This is a genomic window from Mesorhizobium sp. P2_E9, from assembly GCF_056403815.1.
In genome coordinates, this window is record NZ_JBFUET010000014.1 from 143630 (window position 1) to 165004 (window position 21375).

18 protein-coding genes are annotated in these 21375 nt (G+C 59.1%); 6 read left to right on the forward strand and 12 right to left on the reverse strand.

Annotated features, from left to right (window positions below):
- Window positions 1–87 precede the first annotated feature (87 nt).
- Genes AC1D05_RS24670 through AC1D05_RS24680 form a run of 3 tightly spaced genes read right to left on the reverse strand, consistent with a single transcriptional unit; the run spans window position 88 to window position 2868 of the window.
- Window positions 88–702 carry a short chain dehydrogenase gene (locus tag AC1D05_RS24670; RefSeq protein ID WP_477444329.1) on the reverse strand — a complete coding sequence of 205 codons (615 nt, stop codon included), beginning with the start codon at window positions 700–702 and terminating at the stop codon, window positions 88–90.
- A gap of 22 nt (window positions 703–724) precedes the next feature.
- Window positions 725–1597, reverse strand: a complete 873-nt coding sequence (locus AC1D05_RS24675; protein WP_023731455.1) for a dihydrodipicolinate synthase family protein — start codon at window positions 1595–1597, stop codon at window positions 725–727.
- 17 nt (window positions 1598–1614) lie between these two features.
- On the reverse strand, window positions 1615–2868 hold the full coding sequence (locus AC1D05_RS24680; protein WP_477444330.1) for an NAD(P)/FAD-dependent oxidoreductase: 1254 nt from the start codon (window positions 2866–2868) through the stop codon (window positions 1615–1617).
- Between the two features lie 238 nt (window positions 2869–3106).
- Here AC1D05_RS24680 and AC1D05_RS24685 point away from each other — a divergent pair, with 238 nt between their 5' ends.
- The 6 genes from AC1D05_RS24685 (at window position 3107) to dddP (ending at window position 10886) form a co-directional block, all read left to right on the forward strand.
- On the forward strand, window positions 3107–4015 hold the full coding sequence (locus tag AC1D05_RS24685) for a LysR substrate-binding domain-containing protein (protein WP_477444331.1): 909 nt from the start codon (window positions 3107–3109) through the stop codon (window positions 4013–4015).
- A 260-nt stretch (window positions 4016–4275) separates the two neighbouring features.
- Entirely contained in the window at window positions 4276–5817 is a 1542-nt protein-coding gene (locus AC1D05_RS24690) for a trimethylamine methyltransferase family protein (RefSeq protein ID WP_477444332.1), read from the forward strand.
- Between the two features lie 63 nt (window positions 5818–5880).
- Complete coding sequence (locus AC1D05_RS24695) at window positions 5881–7530, forward strand: ABC transporter substrate-binding protein (RefSeq protein WP_477444333.1); 1650 nt, start codon at window positions 5881–5883, stop codon at window positions 7528–7530.
- Between the two features lie 92 nt (window positions 7531–7622).
- A complete protein-coding gene (locus tag AC1D05_RS24700) occupies window positions 7623–8315 on the forward strand; it encodes a corrinoid protein (protein WP_477444334.1) in 693 nt (230 codons plus the stop codon).
- A 145-nt stretch (window positions 8316–8460) separates the two neighbouring features.
- The gene (locus tag AC1D05_RS24705; protein WP_477444335.1) at window positions 8461–9420 is read left to right on the forward strand and encodes a GlxA family transcriptional regulator; all 960 of its coding nucleotides are present in this window, start codon (window positions 8461–8463) and stop codon (window positions 9418–9420) included.
- Between the two features lie 134 nt (window positions 9421–9554).
- Window positions 9555–10886: a dimethylsulfonioproprionate lyase DddP gene (gene dddP / locus AC1D05_RS24710; RefSeq protein ID WP_095774066.1), complete on the forward strand. Its 1332-nt coding sequence runs from the start codon at window positions 9555–9557 to the stop codon at window positions 10884–10886.
- Window positions 10887–11319: 433 nt separating this feature from the next.
- On the opposite strand, the gene gfa is transcribed toward dddP, so the two are convergent.
- From gfa to AC1D05_RS24755, 9 genes are all read right to left on the reverse strand, one after another.
- Complete coding sequence (gene gfa / locus AC1D05_RS24715; protein ID WP_477444336.1) at window positions 11320–11889, reverse strand: S-(hydroxymethyl)glutathione synthase; 570 nt, start codon at window positions 11887–11889, stop codon at window positions 11320–11322.
- Window positions 11890–11956: 67 nt separating this feature from the next.
- Complete coding sequence (locus tag AC1D05_RS24720) at window positions 11957–13084, reverse strand: S-(hydroxymethyl)glutathione dehydrogenase/class III alcohol dehydrogenase (protein ID WP_477444337.1); 1128 nt, start codon at window positions 13082–13084, stop codon at window positions 11957–11959.
- Window positions 13081–13620: an enolase C-terminal domain-like protein gene (locus tag AC1D05_RS24725; protein WP_477444338.1), complete on the reverse strand. Its 540-nt coding sequence runs from the start codon at window positions 13618–13620 to the stop codon at window positions 13081–13083. Before AC1D05_RS24725 ends, AC1D05_RS24720 begins: the two co-directional genes overlap by 4 nt.
- Window positions 13610–14956: an NAD(P)/FAD-dependent oxidoreductase gene (locus tag AC1D05_RS24730; RefSeq protein WP_477444339.1), complete on the reverse strand. Its 1347-nt coding sequence runs from the start codon at window positions 14954–14956 to the stop codon at window positions 13610–13612. The genes AC1D05_RS24725 and AC1D05_RS24730 overlap by 11 nt, the downstream gene beginning before the upstream one ends.
- Entirely contained in the window at window positions 14953–16452 is a 1500-nt protein-coding gene (locus AC1D05_RS24735) for an aldehyde dehydrogenase (RefSeq protein ID WP_477444340.1), read from the reverse strand. Before AC1D05_RS24735 ends, AC1D05_RS24730 begins: the two co-directional genes overlap by 4 nt.
- A gap of 2 nt (window positions 16453–16454) precedes the next feature.
- A complete protein-coding gene (locus AC1D05_RS24740) occupies window positions 16455–17360 on the reverse strand; it encodes a dihydrodipicolinate synthase family protein (protein WP_477444341.1) in 906 nt (301 codons plus the stop codon).
- Between the two features lie 84 nt (window positions 17361–17444).
- Window positions 17445–18506 (reverse strand): GlxA family transcriptional regulator, encoded by a 1062-nt coding sequence (locus AC1D05_RS24745; RefSeq protein ID WP_477444342.1) that lies wholly within the window; start codon window positions 18504–18506, stop codon window positions 17445–17447.
- Window positions 18506–19615: a mandelate racemase/muconate lactonizing enzyme family protein gene (locus AC1D05_RS24750; protein ID WP_477444343.1), complete on the reverse strand. Its 1110-nt coding sequence runs from the start codon at window positions 19613–19615 to the stop codon at window positions 18506–18508. Before AC1D05_RS24750 ends, AC1D05_RS24745 begins: the two co-directional genes overlap by 1 nt.
- An 8-nt stretch (window positions 19616–19623) precedes the next feature.
- Window positions 19624–21174 carry a trimethylamine methyltransferase family protein gene (locus tag AC1D05_RS24755; RefSeq protein ID WP_477444344.1) on the reverse strand — a complete coding sequence of 517 codons (1551 nt, stop codon included), beginning with the start codon at window positions 21172–21174 and terminating at the stop codon, window positions 19624–19626.
- Window positions 21175–21375: the final 201 nt, after the last annotated feature.

Here is a 21375-nt window from a genome sequence, read left to right on the forward strand (position 1 = left end):
GCGGTCTTACTCCCGTTACTAGACCAATCCATGCCGGATAAGCCGATGCCAGTGCGGCCAACCCAAACGGCCGCCGATGCAGTCAGGTCAGCGATCTCGTGACCATCCAATCCTGTAAACGCATCCAGTTTGCTTGCCCTCGACACTTTTAACGTAACCAAGCACCACGTCGTTTGTGGCGACGGCCTTCGAACCCTGGAAGTAGGGACTGTAGAGCCGAGACGACTCTTCGAGCATAGTCGGACTTACAAGATTGATCCGACGATCTTGGCGAAGCTCAATTGCAGCACTTCGGACAAATCCCTCGAGCGCGCCGTTGACGATCGCGGACGATGTCCCGAGCGGTATCGGATCGTCGTTCGTTGGACCGGAGGTCAACGTGAACGATCCTTCCTCGCGAAGGAATCCAAGTCCAAGTCTGACAAGGTTCACCTGCCCCATGAGTTTGCTTTGCAAGCCGATTGCATATTGCTCGATGGTGAACTCGGCGAGCGGGGCGAAATGAACCGTGCCCGCTGTGCATACCAGGGCATCGAACTCGCCAATCTGACTGAACATTCGACTTATTGACGAAGGATTGTCGATATCGACCTGGAAATCGCCGGTGCTTCGACCGACAGCGATGACATCATGCAGTCTGCCGAGTTCGGCCGACACGGCCTTGCCGATCACGCCACTCGCACCAACATGAACGATTCTCACGAAGCCCTCGCCTCTCTTCGCTCTAGACGCCCAACGGTTCAAGCGAACGGCGAAGCTGCGCTTCCTGATCTGCCGATAGCTTTCTCAATGGGCTGCGAACATTTCCTGTTCCGTAGCCGCGCAGTTGCGCCGCTCGAAGTACCGACGGCGTATAGGGCGACCTCCAGATAAAGAGCAACGAGGGCAACATGCGCTGCCAGAGCGCTAGCGCCTGTTCGTATTCCTTGCGGTCCACCAATCTATATAGCTCGACCGCTTCAGAAGGCATGTAATTCGCACCGCCCCATATGACGCCGCGTGCCCCGGCCATCAACGCGTAGAGTGTGGTGGTGTCGCAGCCATTGAGGACCGTGCCGCTTGTCTGCAGGTATTCCTGATGGACAGTAAAGTCCCCTGCACTGTCCTTGATGTAGTTGAAGTTCTTCAACTGGCTCAGGCGCTCAAACAGCTGTGGTGAAACCGAAATGCCGGTGGCCTGTGGGATGTTGTAGCCGACCAGGTCGATACCTAGTTCAGCATCGACCGCTTTGTAGAAGTCGAAGATTCCCTGCTCATCACTCGGACCCTCCAGGTAGGGTGGCAGCACCATCAATGCGTCGGCGCCGACGGACTCCGCGTGACGCGACCTTCTGATGACTTCGTCCATATTCAAAGCGGAGGTTTGGCAAATGACGTTGCAGCGACCAGCTATTCGCTTTGCGCCTACTTCGTAGAGGCGGTTGCACTCGGCCTCGGTAAGATAGGGATGTTGCCCGGTCCCTGCGCCAAGCACCAGCCCGTGAACACCTGCGGCGACGTACTTGTCGATCAGATCCTCGAAAATCGAATAGTTGATCGCACCATTCTCATCGAACGGTGTTTGCATTGCCAGATTTATGCCCTTCAGGTCCGCCATGATCTCTCTCGTTGTATCTAGACTTCAGCTCCGGCCTGTCGGAAACGGACCGCGGTTACGATTCGAACGCCCATCGCTGTGACAGGCCTGGGATAGGGCTTGCTGGGACTTGCGCGCGTCTTGAGGATGTCGACTACCGGCGACGATCGCCCTGACGCCAGGTCGGCTATGGCCTTGCCGAAGGCAGCTCCCCGCGCGACGCCTGTTCCGTTGCAGAATGCGGCGCCGTAGACCTTCTCCGCCAACTCGCCGAAGACCATTCCGCCATTTTGCGCGAGGGTAAGAAGGCCGCCCCAGCTGGCCTCGAAGCCGATCGACGAGAGCTCCGGCCACCGCCGATCGAAGGCGATCTGCTGCTGCACTCGAGCCCTCATCACGTCCTGCGTGGTGGTCTTGAAGTCAGTCGCATAGGAATAGACGTTGCGAAGGAAAAGCCGGTTGTCGATCGTGCGACGAACCGTCGTGCCGAAGCTGTTAGCTGGAATAAGCCCGTAGGCGTTCTTGTTTCCCACCCGCGAAAGCTCGCTCTCGGTGAGCTGTCGTGTCATGCTCGCAAATGTATACAGCGGTATGGCGCGGTTGTCGAAGAAACCGAACTTCGTCAGATAGCCTGACGCGCAGATGATGACCTTCGAAGCTCTGATCGTTCCGGAGGGCGTCTCGCAGATGTGCTTCGGCGCCCCGAACTGCACCGCCACGATGGGAGTGTTTTCGTGAACGGTGACGTTCGCGGGCAGGCTTCTTGTCGCGTTCTTGAGATACTTCGCAGGCTGGACCAAGACGGTGCCAGGATGATGCAAGGCTTTGATGTAGTGCTTGCTGCCGGTGATCGCCTGGATTTCGGGAGTCTCGACCCAGCTGTAGTTCTGCCCAAGCTTATCCAGCGCCTCCGAAAAGCGGTGCAGGTCCTCCACACCGTGAGCGGTGGCCGCGCTGTGGTATTTTCCCTGCGCGTCCCAGTCGCAATCGACCCCATGCTCGTCGACGGCGCTTCGGATGTAGGCGATCCCGTCCAGGTTAACGAACAGCTCTTCCTTGTTCCCCTTGATGTCTTCGACGAAATCGCGCTTCCGAGGATTGTGCGCGAGATCGATGACGAAACCCATGCACCGTCCGGATGCATTGTTTCCAATGCGGCCGGCGTCTACCAGGACAACCGAAGACTGCGGGTTGAGTTCGGCAAATCGGCGCGCCGCGTGCAGCCCCATCCAGCCGCCGCCAATCACCAGGCAATCACAAGCAACGTCGCCTTCCTGCGGCAGCAGCGCCAACTCCGGTCCTACCGTAGTGTACCAGCCGGAATTAGTCGGTTCGGGATGAGGTGGCTGAACCACTTTGCGCTCTTTGGTCATTGTTTGGTTGAACGAATTCACTGCCAACTCTCTGAGTTAAGGCGGCCGGTGACGAAGGCTCGGCTACGATGCGCGGTCGCGTTTTCTCCTGTTCGAATAGACCACTTGGCGGGAGTTTCGTAGACGGAAAAGATAGCATCTGATATAGACCTGCTTCATGTCAAACCTTCGTAGCCTGGTGCCCTCGACGCATTCGCTTTTTGTCTTCGAAGCGGCGGCCAGAACGCTAAGTTTCAAAAGCGCAGCCAGCGAGCTCAGCGTGACGCAACCGAGTGTCTCGCACTCGATCAAGATGTTCGAGAAGCATTGCGGGACCGCGCTCTTTGCCCGTGACAATCGAGGAGTGCAGCTGACGGAGGCTGGCAGGCAGCTCTACGACGAGGTGCGCACTAGCTTCCGCCGTCTGGAACAGCGGCTTGAAACCATTTCCGATCGCGGAACGAAGTACGTCACTTTTGCTGCGTCGACATCCCTCGCGGCACATTGGCTTGCGCCTCAGCTCTATCATTTCCAGGAAGAGCATCCGGACGTTAAGATCAAGGTGGTCGGCACCGATCGGGACATCGAGCCCGATCATGAAGTAGACGTCACCGTATGGGTGCGGCCACGGGATTTTGATAGGGTCAACAGCTGGTTCGTATGCGACGAGATCATTTTCCCCGTCTGCTCCCCCGCATATCTTCTGGCGCACCCCGCTCCAAAGAGCGTCGATGAGCTGGTTCGACATCAGCTCATTCATTCGTCCGATGCCTTTCGCAAGCGAATGAGCTGGCCCGAATGGGTCGCGCTTGCAGGCGGAGATGCCAGCGAGACCAAACCGAACATTGTTTTCAACGACTATCAGCTGGCGCTCCAGGCAGCTCTTGCAGGCGAAGGAATCTCGCTGGGATGGTCCCTGACCGCCCAACACCTACTTAACAACCGCCTGCTGGTTCGGCCCATCGCGACTGAGATCAAAACCGACCGCGCCTTCTTCCTCTTGTCCAATGATGACGCAGGCAAAAACAAGAGGTGCAAGGTTCTGGTGGACTGGTTCCTCGCTCAGTCAAAGGAATTACGCCCTTAGGCTAGACGGCTACCGGTCAACGCTCCCTCGGTTCTCATACCCACCTCCGCATCGCTTTTCGGGCTGTCCTTACCAGGTAGCGAGTGCCTGCGCTGTCGACCTAGGCATAAACTGAATTTAACACCAGCGAAACCTTTTGCGAATTCTCAGGAAGGTTGTTGGCCCCTATCATCAACGTCAACGAACAGGGCCGCGTTCCGTACGCGGACCGAAGAAAGTTCTGTTGGCGGGGACCTTTTGCCCCCCTCTGGGAAAACGCGATGATGGACACTGATATTCCCGTAATCCGGCGTCGCGGAGGACGCGCGTCGGTCGTAGCTGCCCGGGAAGCCGAGAAGAGGCCTCGCGTCTCGACCATCAAGTACGGCATTCGGCCCGTGGAGGCTGTGACTGCTGAGCAGCTTGAGCGCATTCACCAGGCTTCGTTGGCGATCCTGCGCGAGATCGGAATCGAATTCCGGGATGAGACGGCGATCCGGCAATGGAAGGAGGCTGGCGCCGATGTCCAAGGCCAACGTGTGCGCCTCGACGGCGAGATGCTGATGCATCTCATCTCGAAGGCCCCATCCCGTTTTGAGATGACATCTCGCGATCCGTCACAGCGTTTCGAGATCGCGCCGGACACAATGACCTTCGGCGCCATGCAAGGCGCGCCAAACGTCCGCGACCTTGAGGGTGTGCGACGCGCATCCACGATCGAGGATCTGCGGAACATGAACCGGCTGACCCAGATGCTGCCGGGGTTCCATATCGCCGGCGGGTTCACCTGTGAGCCGACCGACATCGCTGTTCCATGGCGCCATCTGCACATCAACCATTCGAGCCTGGTGGAAACGAACATGCCCTTCTTCGGTCTGACGACCGGGAAGCAGCGAGCCGACGATTCGATCGCCATGGGGCAGATCGTTCACGGCAAGGCTTTTATGGACCAGAACGCGGTGATGATGGGTCACGTATCGGGAAACTCGCCGCTGGTTTGGGATTCGACCATGCTGGAAGGGCTCCGCGCTTTCGTCGACGCGAACCAGGTCGTCCTGCTGTCGCCTTTTGTGCTCGGTGCCGCAAACACACCCGCCGACATCCCGGCCACAATCGCCCAGTTGAACGCCGAGGCGCTCGCAGCGCTCGCCTACACCCAGTTGGTCAGGCCCGGCGCCAAAATGATCTATGGGCAATATTCAGTCTCGGTGTCGATGCGCAGCGGGGCCCCGATGTCCGGCATGCCCGAAGTCACTCTGATCAACGCCGTCATCGGCCAGCTGGCAAGGCGGTATGGTCTGCCGTGGCGAACGACTGCATCCCAGTCGTCCGCCAAGACCTTTGATGCTCAGTCCGGATACGAGTCGGCGATCGCCTACATGTCTGGGGCGAGCGCATGCGCGAACCTGATGATGCATGCAGGCGGCTGGGATGAGGCCGGCCTCGTATGCTGCATGGCGAAGTTTGTCGCCGATGCCGAACAGAACCTGCTGATCGAAAAATACGCGCAGGGGATTTCTTTCGAGCATTTCGACGACGCTCTCGAGGCCGTGCGGCGCATCGGTCCCGGCGGCCACTATCTCGGAGATTCCTTCACGCTCAAGCGCTTCAAGGACGCATTCTTCGCGCCGGAGATCCTCGACTACCTCAGCTACGAGCAGTGGAAGGTCAAAGGCTCCAAGGACATGGCGCAGCGTTGCCGTGAGAAGGCGAAATCGATCATCGCGAGCTACGAGCAACCGCCGATGGACCCTGCCGTGCGCGAGGAGCTCGATGCTTTTGTGGCGAAACGCCAGGAGGAGATTTCGCCAAGCATTGCCTGACGCTCTGCCTCCGACTCGACCAACAAAGTCAATCAAACGGGAACACAACAAGGGAGAACAAAAATGGGATTTTTCAAAAGCAATGGGGACCGCATACCCGCTGCGGTCGAGGAAATGGCGGGTGAGGTCAAGGCTGGCAGGATGGATAGGCGCGAGTTTCTGGCGCTCGCAAGCACCTTCGGCGCCTCCGCAGCGATGGCTTATGGCCTGATTGGAGTGGCCCTGCCCCAAACGGCGCATGCAGCCGAACCAAGCAAGGGCGGCACCCTACGCGTCTCCATGCCTGTCAAGGCGCAGAAGGATCCCCGCACCTACGACTGGGTGGAAATGGCCAACATTACACGGAGCTGGCTCGAGCCCCTTGTGACCTACACGCACAAGTTCACGTTCGAACCCGTCCTGCTCGAAAGCTGGGAGATCAACGACGACGCCACCGAGTATACGCTCCACGTCCGCAAGGGCGTCACTTGGAACAACGGCGCCGCGTTCGACGCCGATGACGTGGTCTTTAATATCACTCGCTGGTGCGACAAGGGTGTATCGGGCAATTCAATGGCGTCCCGTGTCGGTGCCCTGATGGACGCCAAGTCCGGCAAGGCGCGCGACGGCGCGATCGTCAAAGTCGACGACCACACGGTCAAGCTGAAGCTTAGCCAACCCGATATCGCAATTATCGCCAATTTTACCGACTACCCTGGACTGATCGTGCATCGCGACTTCGACAAGGACGGCGCCGATCCGATCAAGAAGCCGATCGGCACCGGAGCGTTCGAGCTCGTCTCATACTCGGTCGGCAGCAAGGCTGAGGTGAAGCGCCGGACCAATGGCAAGTGGTGGGGCGGCGAGGCCCTGCTCGACGGCGTACAGTTCATCGACTACGGAACCGACTTCCAGGCGACGGTGTCGGCATTCGACTCCGGCGAGGTCGACATGAACCTCGAAACGCCGGCGGACTTCATCGACATCTTGAATAAGATGGACGTGGTCAAGTCGGAGGTCGCCACCGCGACGACATTGGTATGCCGCACCAACACGACGAACAAACCGTATGACGACAAGAAAGTCCGCAACGCTCTTCAAATGGCAGTCGACAACAATGCCGTTCTTCAACTCGGCTACAATGGCCGCGGCGTCGTCGGTGAGAACCACCATGTCAGCCCGATCCACCCTGAATACTATGCGTTGCCAAAGAAGGCGCGCGATCTCGATGGCGCCAAGAAGGTGATGGCAGACTCGGGACACGCCAACTTCGAGCACGAGCTGATATCCATCGACGAGGAGTGGCAGAAGAATACCGGCGACGCGATTGCGGCCCAGTTGCGCGAGGCTGGCTTCAAGGTGAAGCGCACGGTGCTTCCAGGCTCCACATTCTGGAACGACTGGGCGAAATACCCGTATTCCCTAACCGTCTGGTACATGCGGCCGCTGGGCGTCCAGGTGCTCGCTCTGGCTTATCGGACCGGCGAGGCATGGAATGAGACCGCCTACGCTAATCCTGATTTCGATGCCAAGCTCAAAACGGCGTTCTCGGTCAGCGATCCCGCCAAGCGGAAAGAACTTATGAAGGACCTCGAAACCATCTTGCAGGACTCCGGCGTGATCATCCAGCCATTCTGGCAGAGCCTCTTTGGTCATATGAGCAAGAAGGTCCAGAACTACGCGATCCATCAGACCTTCCAGATGGATCTGCAGAAAGTCTGGCTGGCAGCCTAGCAGACTCCCAAGGCTCCAACCGGAAGCCTGGTCGGTGCCCCATCGAGCATGGGGTGCCGACCTCCTTTGAACTATGCGTGAGGCGACCCAACATGGCCGACGACGAGATCATCCTTTCCGAACTTTCCGACGATGAGTTGGTGCAGCAGATGCACGACGACCTCTATGACGGGCTGAAGGAAGAAATCGAGCAAGGAACGCACATCCTTCTCGAGCGCGGCTGGCAGCCCTACACGGTTCTGACCGAGGCGCTTGTCGAAGGCATGCGCATCGTCGGCGAGGATTTTCGCGACGGCATCCTGTTCGTTCCCGAAGTGCTGCTCTCGGCCAACGCGATGAAGGCCGGCATGTTCATCCTCCGACCGCTGCTCATCGCCACCGGCGCGCCGAAGCAGGGCAAGATGGTTATCGGCACCGTCAAGGGCGACATCCACGACATCGGCAAGAACCTGGTCGGCATGATGATGGAAGGTGCTGGCTTCGACGTCATTGACCTCGGCATCAACAATGCGGTCGAGAAATATATGGCTGCGATTGAGGAGCATCAGCCCGACATCATCGGCATGTCGGCGCTTTTGACCACGACCATGCCCTACATGAAGGTCGTCATCGACACGATGAAGGAAAAGGGCATCCGCGACGACTATGTCGTGCTGGTTGGCGGCGCGCCGCTCAACGAGGAATTCGGCAAGGCCGTCGGCGCCGATGCCTATTGCCGCGACGCGGCTGTGGCGGTCGAGACCGCCAAGGACTTCATGAAGCGCAAGCACAACGTCCGCGGCTGATGGCGGCGGTGTCCATCCTGCAAGACGCTGGTGCCAACGCCCTGCCCGATGTTGATGTCCGTCAACGAGGATGTATCCCCTTATGAATGCGCCATTTTCAGCAGGAGGCAGTTCGAGGATCGTGGGATGGAATCCCGGCCGGCAGGTGATCGACACCCACGACGTGTACCGACTGGTCATTCTTGCACTTCCGGGATTTTCCCAGCTCGGCCTTTCATCCTTCGTGGATCCGCTTCGCCTTGCCAATTCGATCTCCGGACGATCCGCCTTCGAGTGGACGATTGCGAGCCCGGATGGCCAGCCAGTTGAATGCGCCAGCGGGTTCATCCTTTCGGTCGGCGGTAATTTCGGAGAATGCATTCAGTCCGGCAGGGGACCAAGCATGGTCATCGTCTGCGCGGGCGAGCCGGTCCAAAAGCAGGTGTCGACTTCCCTCACGAAGATTCTTCGGCTTTGCAAGCGGCAAGGGGTTCCAATCGCGGCGTTGGGTACCGCCACATGGCTGCTGGCGGAAAGCGGATTACTCGACGATACCGCTTGCACAATCCATTGGAACCAGAGGGCCGCCCTCTCGGAAAAGTTCGGCCGCCTCCAAGTTACCGACCAACTGTTCGTTCGCGATACTCACCTCCTGACTTGCGCAGGAGAATTCGCGTCCTTCGACCTCGTTATGGAGCTGATCAGCGAGCGCCTTGGCAGAGACATCGCGTTGGCTGTCTGCCGACATACGACTGCCGGCCATTGGCGCCCCGCCTCTGATAGGCAATCGACTATCAATGCTGGTGAAACCGGTATCTGCAAGGCGCTAGTAGACGTCATTCGGATCATGGAGGAGCATATTGAGGACCCGCTGCCGCTCCTTTACATCGCAAAATGCGTCGGTCGCTCGCAGCGTCAGATCGAACGGCTTTTCCAGCGGTCGATCACATCGTCCCCCATGCGATTCTACCTGCATTTGAGACTTAGCCGCGCCAAGCGTCTCATTGAACAAACAGAGTTGCCAATTGTTGAGATAGCGATCGCCTCAGGTTTCGCCTCGGCCTCACATTTTTCGAAATGCTTCCGCCAGGCCTTCGGTGCCAGTCCAAGTGCCTGTCGAGGCTGATAGCTCACAAATCCCAGCTGAATTGATCTTATGGAGGGCAAAATTCTTCCCGCCTTCAGCAGCGCGGAGCCCCGAGCCAAATCCAGCAATCCGGCGATACACCGACACATCTTCAGCAGCAGGAACCATCAAGAATGTCCTCGTTTTCCGTCTCGAAGAACAAAATTGATCCGACGCGCCGGGCGACGGCACTGAAGCCAGATGGAACCATAGATGAGAACGATCGGGTGGAGATCGGACCGACAGATGTCGCCTTCGCCGAGTGGGCAGCGTTGGGCCTCACTCCTCCCAACCTGGAAAGGATGAGGAAAACCCGTCTGGACCGCATCGTGCAACAGCTGCGCCAGCGGGATTACGCCGGCGTGCTGTGCTTCGATCCACTGAACATCCGATATGCAACTGACTCCTCGAACATGCATCTTTGGATCACGCACAATCCATCACGTGCTGTTTTTGTTTCAGCCGATGGATACGTTGTTCTTTGGGACTTCCATCGTTGCGGGCACCTTTCGGAGCATCTGCCATTGGTGAACGAGATTCGCGCGGGCGGTGCGGGCTTTTACTATTTCGTGTCTGGCGATCAGGAGGAAGCCGTTGCCAAGGATTTTGCAGGGCAAATTGATGAGCTATTACGGACCCATGGAGGCAAGAACCGCCGACTTGCCGTCGACAAGATCGAGATCCCCGGCTTGCGCGCACTGGACGCCGCCGGCATCGATATCTGCAACGGTATGCAACTGATGGAGCATGCAAGGGCTGTAAAGGGCATCGACGAGATCAATGCCATGCGCTGCTCCCTTGCAACTTGCGAGATTGCGGTCGCGAAAATGCGTGAGTCTTTGCGACCAGGCATTGCTGAGACCGAATTGTGGTCAATTCTCCATGCCGAAAATATCGCACGTGGCGGCGAATGGATCGAGACGCGTATTCTGACCTCAGGCCCCAGAACAAATCCCTGGATGCAGGAGGCCGGGCCACGCAGGATCCAGACAGGAGATCTGGTTGCCTTCGATACTGATATGGTGGGACCATACGGTATGTGCGCGGATTTTTCGCGAACTTGGTTTTGCGGCGATGGGCGCCCGAGCGACGAACAACGCAGACTTCACGCCATCGCTCTCGAGCACATAACGACCAACATGGAACTTTTGCGGCCAGGTATTTCATTCACTGAACTCACACGGCATGGCCACAAATTGCCAAAGGAATTCGTTGATCAACGATACGGCGCAATGATGCATGGTATCGGGCTGTGTGACGAATATCCGGCAATCTATTATCCCGAGGATTTCATTCCGGGGGCGTTCGACTACATTCTTGAGCCGGGCATGACGTTGTGTGTCGAGGCATACATTGGCGCCGTTGGGGGCCGTGAAGGCGTAAAACTCGAAGAGCAGGTCCTGATAACGGACGACGGCTATGAGAAGCTTACGAGGTGTCCATTCGACGCTGTGTTAATGAGTTGAGCCGCGGCTTTGAGCCAGAGAGGCCGGACGTGGTTGATGCGGGGCTTTTAGGCTCGGATCTTTAAAAATCGGGTCATGCTGCTGCCCCGCTGTGCAAGTTCTTGGATTCTCCTTTGTAAGGTACACGCGCATCCCGGTGCCGAAGCTAAGCACGAAGCCCTTTATCCCGGCAGCAAGGTAGCGTTCGACAAGTCCCGCAACGATCCAATCGATACGACTAGAGGCGTCAAACGGTGTTGTGTTAGCCAGGTTCAAGCGGGCGAATGGAAAATTGGACATCTCTGCTCAGGTCTCCAATGCTTCCAACCCAGGGAAGGCGAATTCTTTGAATGCCGGCCAATCGGTTTTTTGCTGGACGTGCCGCGTCGTGCATCTTGCTTGCAATGAAATATGGGGCCGGATCGCTGTGCCGGCCCCATGACGTTTCAGGTCTTCAAGCCGGCAAGGCGCCGGACTTCTTCGCCGTCCAGGTGGCGATATAGTCCATCAGGCCTGGATTGAGGCAGTCATAGGGTTCGAGCCCAATTGTCTTCAGCTGCGCGCGGATGCCATCCATGCGCTTGGGATCGACACCGGATTCGATGATCGAGGAGACGAAGGCGGTGAAGCCCGGCGGCGACCAGCCGTCTTCCTCGAAGCGCTCGGGATGGATGAAGGTCAGGCCCTTGAACGGGTGGTCGCGCTCGACCGGGCCATGCATGTGAACGCCGCAGCTGGTGCAGGCATGGCGCTGGATCAGCGCTGCCGGATCGACCACCTTCAACTTGTCGCCATTTTCGGTGACGGTGACGTCGCCCGTGCCGGCGACGGCCACGACCGAGAACACAGCACCGTCCGGCTTCCAGCACTTCGTGCAGCCGCAGGCGTGGTTGTGGGCGATCTGGCCCTTGACCTTCACCTTCACCGGCTTGCTGGTGCAGGCGCAGACCAGCGTGCCGCCGGCAAAGCTTGCGCTTTCCCTCGGCAGGCCATTGTCGATTTTCGGATGCAGTTTCTCGGCCATTCTTTTCTCCTCCAGTTGTGAACCACAGAGGCCGCAGGCCGATCGGTCGGCGGCTTGTGGCTTTGCTTCAGTAAACGACGACGCTTCGGATCGATTTGCCCTCATGCATGAGATCAAAACCCTTGTTGATGTCCTCGAGCTTCAGCGTGTGGGTGATCATCGGGTCTATCTGGATCTTGCCGTCCATGTACCAGTCGACAATTTTTGGCACGTCGGTGCGGCCGCGCGCGCCGCCAAAGGCGGTGCCCATCCAGGTGCGGCCGGTGACCAGCTGGAATGGCCGGGTCGAAATCTCCTGGCCGGCGCCGGCAACGCCAATGACGACCGACTTGCCCCACCCGCGATGCGAGGCTTCCAGCGCCTGGCGCATCACCTTGGTGCTGCCGGTGCAGTCGAATGTGTAGTCGGCGCCGCCAATCTGGTCGGCACCGCGCTTGGTCATGTTGACCAGGTAAGGCACGACATCGCCGTCGATCTCCTTCGGATTGACGAAATGGGTCATGCCGAATTTCTCGCCCCAGGCTTTCTTGTCGTTGTTCAAATCGACGCCGATGATCATGTCGGCGCCAGCAAGGCGCAGGCCTTGGATGACGTTGAGGCCGATGCCGCCGAGACCGAAGACGACAGCGGTCGCGCCGATCTCAACCTTGGCGGTGTTGATGACAGCGCCGATGCCGGTGGTGACCCCGCAGCCGATGTAGCAGATCTTGTCGAAGGGGGCGTCGGGGTTGACCTTGGCCAGCGCGATCTCCGGCAGCACGGTGAAGTTTGAGAAGGTCGAGCAGCCCATGTAGTGAAAGATCTTGTCCTTGCCGATCGAAAAGCGCGAGGAACCGTCGGGCATCAGGCCCTGGCCCTGGGTGGCGCGGATGGCGGTGCACAGATTGGTTTTTCGCGACAGGCAGGACGGGCACTGCCGGCATTCGGGCGTATAGAGCGGAATGACGTGGTCGCCCTTCCTGACCGAGGTGACGCCCTTGCCGACATCGACCACCACGCCGGCGCCTTCATGGCCGAGGATGGCCGGAAACAGGCCTTCGGGATCGGCGCCCGACAGGGTGAACTCGTCGGTGTGGCAGATGCCGGTCGCCTTGATCTCGACCAGCACCTCGCCTTCACGCGGACCCTCGAGGTCGACCTCCATGATCTCCAGCGGCTTTCCAGCACCAACAGCGACTGCGGCACGCGTTTTCATGGTTTCCCTCTTCCCATTTTACGCCTTGACGCCATGTCAAGGGTGGCTGGCCCTTCCGTCTTGAGCCGCAAGTTCGTGACTTGTGCCGGCCGGGATCGCTCTCGGTCGGCTGGCATTCGCCGATAAACTATAAGATGCCACCGGAGGGCCAAAGCGGGATTCCTGCGGAACAACTCCCAGGCCAGCCCACTCCGAAGCCTGACGTGTCCCGCTTCAACGGACACTCCATTCTTCTCGTCATAGTGGCCTTCGATATACGGTGCCGCGATCCAGATGCCCTCGTTCAGGCGGGGACTGACGGTCGCACCGATTTGAACACAGGCGGCGGCGAGAATGTCGCCGCCCCACGCGTCGTCGCCAGTATGAGGCATTGAACGTGCCTCGCAAAGATCCCGCACCGTCGCCATTGCATGGAGACCACCAATGCGGGTCATCTTCATTCCGAAGCCGTCGCATACTCCCTCTCCAATCGCACGGATCACAGTGGAAAGGTCCTCTGTGTTTTCGTCGAGATACACGGGTACGCTACTCCTCACGGGCTCTCCACTCTTTCCAACGGAAATAGAGGTTGGCGCCGATCTCGGCGAAAAGCGACGGCACGAGCTTCGGTGGTTCTGGTTCAGACATGAAATGCGCGGAGATTTCCGAGGATCGGTTGAACAACATGTCGGCGGCGGCGATGCCGGTTAGCGTACTGCGCACCGTTCCCAGGCCATTGCAGCAGCAGGCCGAGAAAAGACCCGGCTCCAGTTCGCGCATCACCGAGACGCCGTTCCAAGTCAGGCACAGGTGTCCGGCCCAACTGTATTCCATGGGAACATCGGCGATGGCAGGAAAGCGGTCGGCGAATTTTCGCCGATGGACTTTTGCCGCGCGGGCGACCGCTGACTTTGATGGCACCATCCCAGGCAGATAGCTGGCGCAGGTCCGGGTGACGATACGGTTTCCGCCCTGTGCGGTGTCGATGCGCCGCATCGTCGTACCCATCGGATCGGAAGGGGTAACGCCCCAACGAGGCTGCCCTCCCAACTTGGAAAGGACTTCAGCGTCGAGTTCGGCAGTCATCGAGGCGTAGAGGAAAACATGCATGAGGCGCTTGCGCGCGAAGCCAAAGCTTTCAAGGTGCCCGTTGTTGGCAAGAATGACCTTCGCCGCGGTGACATGGCCATTGGGCGTTGCAAGCGTCCAATCCTGGTTCACTCTTGCGAGCTTTGAGACAGGCGATCTCTCGAGCACGAACACGCCGTCGCGTCGAAGGCCTTTACCAAGCGACCGGATATAGCCCGCCGGCTGGATCATCACTGTCCCGGGCGTGAAAAGGCCAGACGTGTAGTGGCGGCTTCCCGTTACCTCATGCATCGCCTTGGCGTCGAGCATCTCGCTGGCTTCGCCCAATTCAGTGAGGTGTCTGGCGTAGCTTGCGTTGAGGTTGCGCGCGGTCTCGCTGGCTGCGCCATTGATCTTGCCCGCCGGATCGAAATAGGCGGGGTGCATTCCGTACTCTTCAACGCACTCCTTCGCGAAGCCAATGGCCGCCCGATTCAGCGCGATCATTTTCTTGTCCTCCTCCACACCCTTTCCGGCGTAATCATCGGATTGCAAATCGTGAGGCAAGTCGATCATGAAGCCGGAGTTGCGGCCGGAAGCGCCTTCCGCGAGACCGCCGGCCTCAAGAACCGCGATCCGAAGGTTCGCGTCTTGTTGGCGTAGGCGTTTGGCGGCTGAAAGACCGGCGAAGCCGCCGCCGACTATGGCGACATCGACGCGGAGATCGCCTTCAAGCGGCGCGGAACAGGGTTGGGCCGGGAGGATGGCGTTCCAGGCTGCCGGCCCCCGTTGGACTGGCAGCCTTTCAGCCTTATGGACAGTCACGCGACCGCCTCGTCCGCGTCATCGGTGAGATCAAGCCATATAGTCTTGATTCTGGTGTACTGGTCGTGGGCGTGGATGCCGTTGTCGCGGCCGCCGAAGCCGGAAGACTTGAAGCCTCCGAAAGGCGTTGTGATGTCTCCCTCGCCGAAGCTGTTGACGGTCACGGTACCCGCCCGGATCGCACGTGCTCCCCTTATGGCTCTTTTCGCGTTCGATGTGTAAATCGACGCACACAGTCCGTACTCCGTGTCGTTCGCAAGCGTAATGGCTTCATCGAAACTCTCGACAGTCAGCACCGTCAGGATCGGTCCAAAGATTTCTTCCCGCACGACCTTCGCGTTGCGGTCGCTGACGTCCAGGATCGTGGGTTCCACGAACCCACCCTTGGCCTTTCCGCCGAGAAGCACCTTCTGGCCCTTCTCGAGATAGGAGCAGACTTTTTCGAAGTGCGCCTTGGAAACCAGCGCACCCACCCGGTTCTCGGGATTCAGCGGGTCGCCCATCGGCCACTCCCGGGCATGCGCGATCACCCGCTTGAGGAGTTCGTCCTTAATGCCGCGTTGGACGATGAGCCGCGACGAGGCAGAGCAGTTTTGCCCCATATTCCAGAACGCGCCGTTGACGATGTGGGCGGCAACGCGGTCGATATTCTCCGCGTCGTCCAGCACGACGGCCGGGTTCTTCCCGCCCATCTCCAAGGTCACTTCCTTGAGGTTCGAGTCCGCTGAATAGCGCGGAAAGCGCCTTCCAGTCTCCGTGGAGCCCGTGAACGACACCATATCCACGTCCATGTGTCGCCCAAGCGGTTCCCCGACTTCGGAGCCGCCGCCCGGCAGCACGTTGAAGACCCCGGAGGGAATGCCCGCCTCCATTGCCAGCTCGGCGACACGCAGCGCAGTCAAGCTCGTTTCCTTGGCCGGCTTGACGATGATCGAGTTGCCCGCGGCGAGTGCCGGTCCGATCTTCCAGGCTAGCATCAGCAGCGGGAAATTCCAGGGCAGGACCAAGCCCACGACACCGACCGGTTCGCGGACGATCATTGCGATGTGATTGTCGGAGGCAGGCGCCACCTGATCGTAGATCTTGTCGATCAGTTCCGCATGCCAGGCGAGGCAGTGGATGGTTTCAGGAACGTCGACGTTCTCGCAGTCATAGATTGTCTTGCCGCTGTCGAGGCTTTCCAGAACCGCCAGTTCGTGAGCGTTGCGCTTCATAAGCTTGGTGAGGCGGATGAGAGCTTCCTTACGCGCCGACGGATGAAGGCGCGACCACCGACCGTCCTCGAACGCGTCGCGTGCCTTTTGTACGGCAAAGTCGACGTCCTCGGGACCGCAGGAGGCAACCTTCGCCAGTACCCTGCCCGTGGCGGGATTGGTCGTTTCGAATGTTTTGCCCGAGATTGCCGGTCTGAAGCGGCCGTCGATGAATGCCTGGCTCGGAAATTCCAGTTTGGCGGCAATCGCGGAATATTCGTCGTGTGTGAGAAGATTGCCCATGCTCATGCCTCCGCTTCAATTTCCGCAATCGTGCGCTTCAGGACCCGCACGACTTGTTCCAGTTGACGCATATCGTCCTTGTTCAATCCCTTTAGCGGCGGTCGTGGGGGGCCGGCACGAAATCCCTCCATTTCACAGCCATGCTTGATGCATTGAATGAATTTCCCACCTTGCTCCAGCACGCGCATCAGAGGCATCAGGGCGGACATGATCCGACGCCCCTTGGTGAAATTGCCTTCAACCGCGCATGCGCGGTAAAGCGCGAGATGTTCCTTCGGCAGGAAGTTCGAACCGCCGCAGACCCAGCTGCGCCCTCCCCATGCAAAGAACTCCAGGGCCTGGTCGTCCATTCCGCAGGACATCTGGATATGCGGGTAGTCGCGGGCTAGCAGATGCACCCGGTTGATGTCGCCGGAGCTCTCCTTGATGGCGCAGAAATTGCGGCTGCGGGCGACGCGGTCGAGGAAATCCTCGCCCATGTTGATCCCCATGCGGCCCGGGTAGTTATACAGCATGATCGGGAGGTCCGCCGCCCGGTCGATCGCCAAGGCGTTCAGGGCGTTTTCGCGCTCGGTGGGTACAGAATAGGGCGGCGATCCGACGAGAATGGCCGAAGCGCCGATTTTGGCTGCGGTCTCGGCCATCAGGATCGAGTCTGGCAGACGGATAGCGACTGTGCCGATGGTAAGGGACACGCGATCGCCAATCACTTCCTTGGCGAACTTCGTCATTTCGACGCGCTCTTCCATCGACTGCGCATAGTATTCGCCCGTCGACCCACCGATGATGATGCCGTGCACACCTGATGCTATCAGGTGCTCGACAATTTTGACGAACGCCTCGCGATCGATTGAACCGTCGTCATGATGTGGCGTGATGACGGGCGTGTAGATCCCTTCGAATTTCATCAAATTCTCCTCAACCTATACTGATCAGGCATCCGCCCAGAGGGATTTGCCGGCGAGACGAAGGTTTCGCTGCAGCTGAGCTTTTCAACCTAGCCCCGGCCCGACCCAAACGGGCACCATTGCCCGGCACTCCTGCGGCGAAAAGCCATTGATGATGCGGAAGCATTTGGCAAAATGCGACGCCGACAGAAACCCGCAGGCAACAGCAATGTCTATGATGGGCATTCGCGTGCCTTCGATCAGACGCTTGGCGTGGTCGACCCTGATCCCGAGGTAGTGACGAGCCGGTGGTTGACCTACATGGATTGCAAACAGGCGTTCAAGCTGCCGCCGGGAAATCCCAACCCGATCTGAAACGTCGCCCATCGACAGCGGAACTTCCACATTTTCTTCCATAATGCGCATCGCCATCGCCAGCTTGTCACTGACTCCTGCAAACGCCAGGCCTGAAGGACCCGTCTGCCGGTTCGAACCGGAGCGCTGGCCTTCCACCGTCGCCTGACGGCACACTTCTTGGGCGATGAAGGCGCCCGCGTGACTTGCAATGAGATCTACCGCGAGGTCGAACGCCGCCAATTCACCACCGCAGGTTGAATATTGGCCATCCCTGACGAACAGGGAATCACGGATGCGTGGCTTGTGAAAAACCTCTGAGAAAGCCGCGAGCCGCGACCAATGAATGGTGCACCGGGTATCTCCGAGAAGCCCCGTTTGAGCGAGCAGCCACGTTGCCGTGCCGATCGCCGATATCGATACCCCTCGCCGCGCCACTAGCCGCAGGAACGAGTGCAACAGAGCCGTCATCTGCTTTTCGACTGGTTCGCCTGCCACGACGACGAGTTGGTTCAGCCTGCAACTGTGGGACCTGTCCGCTGTCAACTCCTCGAGTGTCACGTCCACCGGTATCGAGATCCCGTTGGCGCCCACAACCGCTTGGCCGTCGACCCCCGCAATCCGCCAGCGGAAAAGAGGAAGCCGCGAAACCGTATTGGCTATGCGGAAGGGCTCGATATAGGCGTGAAGCGCTAGATGGGAGAATCCCGGCAACACGAGCACGGCGACCTCATGCGGCTTCCCCGACACTTGAAACGCAGCGTCAGCGTGGACCGAGTTGCAGGTTTCGCGGATGCGGGCCACAGCGTTCATCAAGAACCATAACTCGCTGCCGGGACGCCAAAGATGCCTGCTTCGGGCTTCACACCGAGGCCAGGTCGCTGCGGCACGGCGATATGGCCATTGTCTATGACCACGGGGTTCTTGTTATCGTAGTGACCTTCAATATATTCCTGGGCGATCCAAGCGCCTTCGAAGCGCCGCGGGTCGACCGTTGCGGCGAGATGCACGCAGGCGGCCGCGATCACGTCTCCGCCCCATGCGTCGTCGCAGGTGTGCGGCAGCGACCGGATGGAACACATATCGCGAGCGGTCATCATTTTGGTCAGTCCGCCCAGACGCGTGACTTTGAAGCCAAAACCATCCGCAATACCCGATGAGATGGCACGCAATACCGCATTCAGGTCTTCGGTGTTCTCGTCCAGATAGATGGGATGGATACCCCTGCCCCGGACAGATGCAATCTCTTCCATGCTGTTACAGGGCTGCTCGAACACAAAGGGGATGTTTTGGCAAAGCCGATCTAGGTGAAGGGCAGACGCCACCGATAGACCTCGATTGCCGTCCACAACTATGCTTGCCTTGAGGCCCACAGCCTCCCAGACCTTGTGCACTGTCGCCGCGTCCTTTTCCAGGTTGCGACCACCAATCTTGACCTGGATACGCGGGTAGCCCGCCTTGACCTTGTCGGCGGCGATACGCGCGGTTTCGTCCGGAGAGCCCACGATCGTAGAGTAGTAGGACGGCACGCGGTCTGTCAGCGCTCCGCCCAGCAGCGTCGACACCGGCACGCCAAGACGCTGACCGATGAGATCGAGGAACGCTATGTCGAGCGCCGCCTTGGCGTAGTTGTGCCCATTCAGTCTTTCATCCATCCGCTTGGCCAGATGTCGCGGCGACTGGGTCGACTCTCCAATAAGGCCGGGCGCGATCTCGGCTATCGCAGCCCGAGCCCCTAGCGCGTGATGGGGTTGATAGACTGGCCCGACGGGGCAGGTTTCGCCCCATCCCGTAATGCCGTCATCTGTCACAACCTCGACAAGCGTGCTGTCCAATGAGTGGACGTCGGCGCTCGCCATCTTGTAGGCGCCACCCTTGATGGGAAGCTGGGTCGAGTAGACGTTGATCCTGCTGATGCGCATGACGACGCTCAATAATCGTCGTTGAGCGCGTCAACCGCCGGGATTTCGCGCGAGCGTCGATCGATATAGGCGCGCAGTTCTTCATCTTTGGCCTGGTCCAGCTTGGGCTCCTGATACTCTCCCAGGAGGTGCTTTGCATGGTCGAGCGCCCTTTGCTTTATGTCCTTGGAGCCGTCGACCTTCCACTGCTCGATCGAATTGTTATCGAAGAGCTTTGGTATGAAAAATGCGCGTTCGAAGTTGGCCTGGGTATGCGGGTGTCCAAGATAGTGGCCGCCGGGTCCGACGTCACGAATGGCGGCCAAGGCCTCGTCAAAATCATCCCAGTGGATACCTTGGGTCATGCGATAACCCATGGCACAAACCTCGGCATCGACGACGAACTTCGCGATGGAACAATGCATCCCGGCTTCGTTCCAGCCCGCCGAGTGCCAGATATAATTGGCGCCGGACATCAGCACCGCCATCATCGTCATGGCGCTTTCGTAGCCGGCCTGCGCATCGAAAATCTTGGCGCCGCCGAGCAGGTTCGATGTGCGCCACGGGACGTTGTAGCGTCGCGCCATCTGGCCGATCATGAAGTTCATCAGCGATATCTCGGGCGTTCCGGCCATGGGGGCGCCGGACTGCATGGAGACCGTCGACAGGTAATGCCCGTAGATGGCCGGGCAGCCTTTGCGGATCACTTGGGTGTAGGCGAGTGCGGACAGCGCCTCGGCATTGAGCTGTGCCACCGCAGCCGCCGTCGACGCGGGTGTGTTCGCGCCGCCCAGCACGAATGGCGAGCACAGTACTGGCTGGTTGCGGCGACAGAATGCCCGCATGGCGCCGAGCATGACCTGGTCCCACACGAGCGGAGAATTGCCGTTGCAGTTGCCGGTCGTGACCGCATGCGTTTCCATGAAGCCTTTGCCAAAGAGAATCTCGCACATGTCGAGCACGTCCTCGGCATTCTTGGGGGAGGTGGTCATGCCCATGAAGATCTTGTCGGAATGCTTCATCGACGAATAGGTGATGTGCAGATGTCGGTGCGCAACGACGATATCCATCGGCTCGACAATGTGGTGCGCCGATGAATGCAACGCCGGCATCATGTGCGCCAGCTTGTGGAAGGTCCCCAAGTCCGCAATGGTCGGGCCGCGACGCACGTCGTCAAGATCGCGCATGTAAGGCGCGCCAGTCATCGGCACGAAGATCGAATTCGGGCCGCCCAGCTGCACGTTTTTCGCCGGGTTTCGAGCGAAATACTCAATATCGGGCGGGATGGTTTTGATCAGCTCCATCACCAGCCCGCGATCGAGATGGACTCGCTCCCCGCGAACGTCGGCGCCTACTCTCTTCCAGTCCTCAAGAGCGATTGGGTCGCGGAATACAACGCCGATATCTTCCAGGATTGCCAAGGACGCCTGGTGAATGCGTTCTACTTGCTCTGCATCCATGGGCTCGACCACAGGTAGCCCGCGCTTGAGTGTCGGCAGCATCTCCACCTTGGGCGCAGTCCGAATAATCCGGCGCGCATCGCGTCCTCCCCTTCGAGAGAGTTGCGCGTCAACGGTCATGCGAGCCTCCAAGAGGTACAACAACGCGGGCCGCTGCCGGACCGCGCGCGACTATTGCTGCAACTCGCCCATTTGACCTACTGCAAAAGTCTCACGCGCGTGTTGACTTATATGCGGAGGTCCGTGGCTTGGCCTCGTCGATCACGATTGATGCGATTGGCATCGTTATGGGAAATGCAGCTCATCATTGAAAGCTGGCCC